The sequence below is a fragment of the Streptomyces sp. NPDC059037 genome (assembly GCF_042740015.1).
Classification (GTDB): domain Bacteria; phylum Actinomycetota; class Actinomycetes; order Streptomycetales; family Streptomycetaceae; genus Streptomyces.
On the sequence record NZ_JBHYIG010000117.1, the window covers coordinates 20,525 to 27,370 of the forward strand.

The 6,846-nt window shown below is 70.7% G+C and carries 5 protein-coding genes; 3 read left to right on the top strand and 2 right to left on the bottom strand.

The window, feature by feature from the left end; all coding sequences use genetic code 11:
- Positions 1 to 33: 33 nt before the first annotated feature.
- Complete coding sequence (locus ACFWY6_RS23630) at positions 34 to 1,005, top strand: pirin family protein (protein WP_384693668.1); 972 nt, start codon at positions 34 to 36, stop codon at positions 1,003 to 1,005.
- A 29-nt stretch (positions 1,006 to 1,034) separates the two neighbouring features.
- Here the strand turns inward: ACFWY6_RS23630 and ACFWY6_RS23635 are convergent, their stop codons facing one another.
- Positions 1,035 to 1,361 carry a GYD domain-containing protein gene (locus ACFWY6_RS23635; protein ID WP_384693671.1) on the bottom strand — a complete coding sequence of 109 codons (327 nt, stop codon included), beginning with the start codon at positions 1,359 to 1,361 and terminating at the stop codon, positions 1,035 to 1,037.
- Between the two features lie 173 nt (positions 1,362 to 1,534).
- Here ACFWY6_RS23635 and ACFWY6_RS23640 point away from each other — a divergent pair, with 173 nt between their 5' ends.
- Positions 1,535 to 2,572, top strand: coding sequence for an AI-2E family transporter (locus tag ACFWY6_RS23640; RefSeq protein ID WP_384693674.1), 1,038 nt, complete (start codon positions 1,535 to 1,537; stop codon positions 2,570 to 2,572).
- Here the strand turns inward: ACFWY6_RS23640 and ACFWY6_RS23645 are convergent.
- A complete protein-coding gene (locus ACFWY6_RS23645; protein WP_384693677.1) occupies positions 2,569 to 4,755 on the bottom strand; it encodes a SpoIIE family protein phosphatase in 2,187 nt (728 codons plus the stop codon). The two genes, ACFWY6_RS23640 and ACFWY6_RS23645, sit on opposite strands and share 4 nt — an antisense overlap.
- Positions 4,756 to 4,918: 163 nt before the next feature.
- On the opposite strand from ACFWY6_RS23645, the gene aspS reads away from it, so the two are divergent.
- Positions 4,919 to 6,703 carry an aspartate--tRNA ligase gene (gene aspS / locus ACFWY6_RS23650; RefSeq protein ID WP_384693679.1) on the top strand — a complete coding sequence of 595 codons (1,785 nt, stop codon included), beginning with the start codon at positions 4,919 to 4,921 and terminating at the stop codon, positions 6,701 to 6,703.
- Positions 6,704 to 6,846 lie beyond the last annotated feature (143 nt).

A 6,846-nucleotide genomic window follows, 5' to 3' on the forward strand; every position in this document is an offset into this window, starting at 1 on the left:
ACTAAACTGAGCGTACGAGAAGGAGGCACCGACATGCCCGCAGTGACCGTCGAGAACCCGCTGACCCTGCCCCGCGTGGCCGCGTCCGGCGATGCCGTGGCCCGCCCCGTGCTCGCCGTGACCGACGCCCCCAGTGGCTTCGAGGGCGAGGGCTTTCCGGTGCGCCGGGCCTTCGCGGGGATCAACTACAAGTACCTCGACCCGTTCATCATGATGGACCAGATGGGCGAGGTGGACTACGGGGCCGGAGAGCCGAAAGGGACCCCCTGGCACCCGCACCGTGGCTTCGAAACCGTCACGTACATCATTGACGGAACCTTCGTGCACCAGGACTCCAACGGCGGTGGCGGCACCATCACCAATGGCGACACCCAGTGGATGACGGCGGGCTCCGGCCTCCTGCACATCGAGACTCCGCCCGAGTCGCTCGTCGCGTCCGGCGGGCTGTTCCACGGCCTTCAGCTGTGGGTCAACCTGCCCGCCAAGGACAAGATGAAGGACCCGCGCTATCAGGACATCCGCGGCGGTCAGGTGCAGCTCCTGAGCACACCCGACGGCGGCGCGCTGCTCCGTGTCATCGCGGGCGAGCTCGACGGCCACGAGGGTCCCGGCATCACGCACACGCCGATCACGATGGTCCACGCGACGCTGCGTCCCGGCGCGGAGATCACGCTGCCCTGGCGTGCGGACTTCAACGGTCTCGCCTATGTGCTTGCGGGACGCGGCTCGGTCGGAACGGAGCGCAGGCCCGTGCACCTGGGGCAGACGGCCGTGTTCGGAGCGGGTTCCTCGCTGACGGTCCGCGCGGACGAGAAGCAGGACTCCAACCATCCGGACCTGGAGGTCGTCCTCCTCGGCGGACAGCCCCTGAGGGAGCCGATGGCGCACTACGGGCCGTTCGTCATGAACACCCGCGAGGAACTGCAGCAGGCCTTCGACGACTACCAGAAGGGCCGCCTGGGGAGGATCCCGGCGGTGCACGGGATGTCCGAGGGCGGGCTGTAGGCCCAGAGACGGGCTCCTGGCGCGGGTCTCTACTCGCCGGGAGCCCGGTACTGGATCTGCTCGGCCTTGCGCAGGGCGTCCAGTGTTTCGTCGACGGTCAGGAGGACGGTCGTCTCGAACGAACTGAGCGCGCCGCCTCCGCTGATCGCCAGCGCCACCGCGGCCATGGAGACGTTGTCCGGAGCTTCCCAGAGGTTGTAGCCGTCGTGCGTTCCGAAGGCGTACCAGAAGCCGTGGAGCTTCCCGCCGACGGACTCGATGTACGACCGGGCGGCCTGTGAGCGGTCCTCGGGGTTGCCGGTGAGCCTTGCCCAGGTCTCCGGTGTGTAGCTGAACCTCGTCAGGTAGAGCGGCATCGTGTCTCTCCCTTTCGTCGCGTCGCGTCTCGTCCCTTCGCTTCATCGACGATGCCCGCGCCGGGTGGCACAACGGCCGGGGCGGATCGCGGTTCCCCCGAAGGTGCCCGCCGTGCGCGGCGTGTAGCCGTACCTGACGTGCGGGGCCCCGGCGGCCGTGCTCGGGTAGGAGGGTGAGCTCCCTTCTGCCCGAGCCGGCGCGCCGCATCGCCGCCTGGTGTGTCGTGCTGCTGCTCGCCACCGGCGTGGCGGCCGTGGCGATCTGGCTCGTCATCATCTTCAAGACGGCCGTCACTCCGGTGCTCCTCGCCCTCCTCGGCACGGCACTCCTCGGGCCCGTCTACCGGTGGCTCCTGAAGATGAAGGTGCAGCGCTCGCTGGCCGCAGGGCTGACCTGTGCGGCCGTCGTCGCCGTCGTCGGCGGGGCGATGTACATCGTGGTCAAGGCCCTGATCGACACCGGCGACCAGATCATCGCCTCCCTGAAGCAGGCCGCGGCCGACCTGTCGAAGCACTTCGGGGCGGCCGGGACCTCGCTGGAGGACATGGCGTCCAACGCGAAGGACCTGCTCGGCAAGTTCGGCGGATCCGCCGCGTCCGGAGTGATCAGCGGGCTGAGCGTCGTCGGCGAGATGATCGCCATCGCCGTGCTCGCGCTGCTGCTCGTCTTCTTCTTCCTGCGCGACTCCGAGCGGGCCACGGGGGCCATCCGGTCGCTCGCGCCGCGGGGGACGGCGGACACCGTCGAGGCGATGGGCCGCAGGGCCTTCGAGGCGGTCGAGGGCTTTATGCGCGGGACCACCTTCATCGCGCTCATCGACGCCATCTGCATCACCGTGGGGCTGCTGATCCTGCGGGTGCCGGGGGCGTGGGGCCTTGGGGCGCTCGTCTTCATCGGCGCGTACATCCCCTACCTGGGGGCGTTCATCTCCGGGGCCGTCGCCGTGCTCGTCGCGCTGGCCGACCGGGGAGTGTTCATCGCTCTGTGGGTGCTGGGCCTTGTGCTCGCGGTGCAGGTCCTGGAGGGGCATCTGCTGCAGCCGATGATCCAGTCGCGGACGGTGCAGATGCACCCGGCGGTGGTGATGCTGACGATCACCGCGGGCGCCTCGGTGGCCGGAATCCTGGGGATGCTGCTCGCCGTGCCGGTGACGGCGGCGGCGTTCGGGGTGCTCTCGGAGCTGCGGGGGCGGTACGCCGGCGCGGACTAGGCCTCGCCGGACGGGCTGCCCTTCCCCTCGTGCAGCTCGAACCAGATGCTCTTGCCGTCGCCCCGCGGATCCACCCCCCACGCGTCCGCGAGCAGCTCCATCAGGACCAGGCCACGGCCGGACGAGGCCAGTTCGCCGGGGTGGCGTTTGTGGGGCAGGTCGTCGCTGCTGTCGGAGACCTCCGCGCGCAGGCGGCGCGTGCCCGGCTCCCCGGTGACCTCGGCGACCAGGAGCGCGTCGCCGTCCGTGTGCACCAGGACGTTCGTGACCGTCTCGGAGACCATCAGGACCGCCGAGTCGACCTGATCGGGGTCCGCCCAGTCGTGAAGCAGCTCCCGGACGTGCTGCCGCGCCCCGGCGATCCGCTCGGGCTCGGCCTGCGCGACCGTCAGGACGGTGCGGCGCGCGGCCGTGCGCAGCTCGGGGCGGCCCGTCCTGCGCAGCAGCAGGACCGCTATGTCGTCCTCGCGGCGGTCCGCGAGCCGGCCCGTGGTGTGGTGCGACGAGGGCCCGTGCACGGCCTGTACGAGGGTGTCGGCGAGCTCTTCGAGGCCGTCGCCGCCGTCGCCGTCGCCCGCGGCGTCGTACTCCTCCAGGATCTTGCGGATCCGGGTCCAGCCGCTGTCCAGATCGTGGCCGCCGGTCTCGATGAGCCCGTCCGTGCAGACCAGCATCGTCTCGCCGGCCTCCAGGACGAGCCGGGTCGTGGGGTAGTCCGCGTCGGGGTCGATGCCGAGCGGCAGACCGCCCGCGGCGGCGCGCAGCACGACCGTTCCGTCGGCCATCCGTATCGCGGGCTCCGGGTGGCCCGCGCGGGCCATCTCCAGGACGCCGGTGGCCGGGTCGGCCTCCACGTACAGGCAGGTCGCGAAGCGGGGGTCGGCCCCGTCGCCGCCCGCATCGCCGCTCGAGCCGCCCGTGATGCCGTCCGTGATCCCGGAGAGGAAGCGGGTCGCACGGGAGAGCACCGCGTCGGGGCGGTGGCCCTCGGACGCGTACGCGCGCACGGCGATCCGCAGCTGCCCCATCAGGCCCGCCGCGCGCACGTCATGGCCCTGTACGTCGCCGATGACGAACGCGATGCGGCCGTTGGGCAGCGGAATCATGTCGTACCAGTCGCCGCCCACCTGGAGCCCGCCCCCGGTCGGCACATATCGCGCGGCCACGCTCATCCCCGGGATCCGCGGCCCGAGCAGCGGCAGCATCGAGCGCTGCAGGCCCTCCGTGAGCTCCCGCTCCGACTCGGCGACCCCGGCCCGCGACAGGGCCTGCGCCAGCATCCGGGCCACCGTCGTCAGGACCGAGCGCTCGTCCGGCGTGAACGAGACGGGGTAGGCGAAGGCCGCCAGCCAGGCGCCCATCGTGCGGCCCGCCACGGTCAGCGGCAGGAACGCCCAGGACTGCCGCTCGAAGCGCTGTGCCAGCGGCCAGGTCGCCGGATAGCGCTCGTGGTACTCCTCCGGCGACGAGAGGTACACCGCGCGGCCCGTGCGGACCACCTCCGCGGCCGGATAGTCGGTGTCCAGCGGCATCGCCATGAAGGGCGTGTCGTCACCCGGCTTGTGACCGTGGTGCCCGATGACCTTGAGCCGGTCGCCCTCGATCCCGAAGACCCCGAGTCCGTCCGGCGAGAACCCCGGCATCGAGAGCCCGCCGGCGACCCGGAGCACCTCCTCCGTCGACCGCGCCTCGGCGAGCGCACGCCCCGCGTCCAGCAGGAACGCCTCGCGGGAGCGGCGCCAGTCCCCGGTGACCGGGGTGCGATGGGCGGCGCCCGGCGGGGGCTCGGTCACTTCCTGCAGGGTGCCGATCAGCTCGTACGAATGAGTGGCCACGTCCACGATCGGCTTCGAGCGGCTGCGCACGATGCGAAGGACCCGCCGCCCCTGCTCGTCCATGATCCGCAGGCGGGCCTCGGCGAGGGTGCCCTCGGCGACGGCGAGCTGCACGATGCCGTCGATCTCGTTCCAGTCGACGGGGTGGAAGCGGGAGCGAACGCCCGCCTCGGTGAGGGTCTGCGCGCGTGCGGGAAGGCCGAGGAGCCGGGCCGCCTCCGCGTCGAGCGTGACGACCCCGGATGCGTTGTCCCAGCGCCACAGACCGGTCGCGACGGCGGTCAGGACGTCCCGTACGGGAGGCAGGGGATTGTCCCCCGCCTGCTGCGGGGGATCGTCGGTGCGCATTGACCCACTTTAGGAAGATCAGCGGAGAAGGCGCCACCGACGGGGTGCCGGGGAGCCTCGTGAGAGTGCCCCCGGCGGTAATCCGGAAAGCGATCTCCGCCCGGACGGTAGCCTTGGTGCCTGTCTGCTCTCTCCCCTATTCGCGAAGACTGGATGAACGACGATGCATCGGTACAGGTCCCACACCTGCGGCGAGCTCCGCGCCTCTGACGTCGGCACCGACGTCCGGCTGAGCGGCTGGCTGCACAATCGCCGAGACCTGGGCGGCATCCTCTTCATCGATCTGCGCGATCACTACGGCATCACGCAGCTGGTGGCCCGCCCCGGCACCAAGGCCGCCGAGGTCCTGGACAAGCTCTCCAAGGAGACGGTCGTCCGGGTCGACGGCAAGGCCGTGTCGCGCGGCGCGGACAACGTGAACCCGGAGCTGCCCACCGGCGAGATCGAGATCGAGGCCGCCGAGGTCGAGGTGCTCGGCACGGCCGCCCCGCTGCCCTTCACGGTCAACGCGGACGACGGCGTGAACGAGGAGCGGCGCCTGGAGTACCGCTTCCTCGACCTGCGCCGCGAGCGCATGCACCGCAACATCATGCTGCGCTCCTCGGTGATCGCCTCGATCCGCTCGAAGATGGTCGCCCTCGGCTTCAACGAGATGGCGACGCCGATCCTCGCCGCGACGTCCCCCGAGGGCGCCCGCGACTTCGTCGTCCCGTCCCGCCTGAACCCGGGCAAGTTCTACGCGCTGCCGCAGGCCCCGCAGCAGTTCAAGCAGCTGCTCATGATCTCGGGCTTCGACCGCTACTTCCAGATCGCGCCGTGCTTCCGCGACGAGGACGCGCGCGCCGACCGCTCGCCGGGCGAGTTCTACCAGCTCGACGTCGAGATGAGCTTCGTGGAGCAGGAAGACGTCTTCCAGCCCATCGAGAAGCTGATGACGGAGATCTTCGAGGAGTACGGCAACGGCCGGCACGTCACCTCGCCGTTCCCGCGCATCCCGTTCCGCGAGTCGATGCTGAAGTACGGCAACGACAAGCCGGACCTGCGCGCGCAGCTCGAGCTGACCGACATCACGGACATCTTCGCGGACTCCGAGTTCAAGGCCTTCGCGGGCAAGCACGTGCGCGCGCTTCCGGTCCCGGACACGGCGTCGCAGTCCCGCAAGTTCTTCGACGGCCTCGGTGACTACGCCGTCGAGCAGGGCGCGAAGGGCCTGGCCTGGGTGCGCGTCGCCGAGGACGGCTCGCTGACCGGCCCGATCGCCAAGTTCCTGACGGAGGCGAACGTCGAGGAGCTCACCAAGCGCCTCTCGCTGGCCCCCGGCTACGCCGTCTTCTTCGGCGCGGGTGAGTTCGACGAGGTCTCCAAGATCATGTCGGCCGTCCGCGTGGAGGCCGCCAAGCGCGCGGGCCACTTCGAAGAGGGCGTCTTCCGCTTCTGCTGGATCGTCGACTTCCCGATGTACGAGAAGGACGAGGACACCGGCAAGATCGACTTCTCCCACAACCCCTTCTCGATGCCCCAGGGCGGCATGAAGGACCTGGAGGAGAAGGACCCCCTCGACATCCTCGCCTGGCAGTACGACATCGTCTGCAACGGCATCGAGCTGTCCTCCGGCGCCATCCGCAACCACGAGCCCGATGTCATGCTGAAGGCCTTCGAGATCGCGGGCTACGAGCGCGAGACGGTCGAGCAGGAGTTCGCGGGCATGCTCCGCGCCTTCCGCCTCGGCGCCCCGCCGCACGGCGGCATCGCCCCCGGCGTCGACCGCATCGTGATGCTGCTCGCGGACGAGCCGAACATCCGCGAGACCATCGCGTTCCCGCTGAACGGCAACGCGCAGGACCTGATGATGGGCGCCCCCTCCGAGCTGGAGGAGTCGCGCCTTCGCGAGCTGAACATCGCGCTGCGCAAGCCGGTCGCCTCCGGCAAGGGCGAGGCGGACAAGTAAGCCTGGGCTTCGGCCAGTTGGGCCCCCGGGCCCCCCCCGGGCCCCGGGCCCGCGCGGCGCGAGGGGGGGGTTTTGGGGGGGGGGTTTAAAAAAAAACAACCCCCCCCACCCAGGGAGCTGGGGGGTGGGGGGGGGGGGGGGTT

What these genes read in the sequence shown, in the direction of transcription:
- ACFWY6_RS23630 (WP_384693668.1), top strand. Translation starts at nt 34, where the DNA reads ATGCCCGCAGTGACCGTCGAGAACCCGCTGACCCTGCCCCGCGTGGCC.
- ACFWY6_RS23635 (WP_384693671.1), bottom strand. Translation starts at nt 1,361, where the DNA reads ATGCCGCTCTACCTGACGAGGTTCAGCTACACACCGGAGACCTGGGCA.
- ACFWY6_RS23645 (WP_384693677.1), bottom strand. Translation starts at nt 4,755, where the DNA reads ATGCGCACCGACGATCCCCCGCAGCAGGCGGGGGACAATCCCCTGCCT.
- aspS (WP_384693679.1), top strand. Translation starts at nt 4,919, where the DNA reads ATGCATCGGTACAGGTCCCACACCTGCGGCGAGCTCCGCGCCTCTGAC.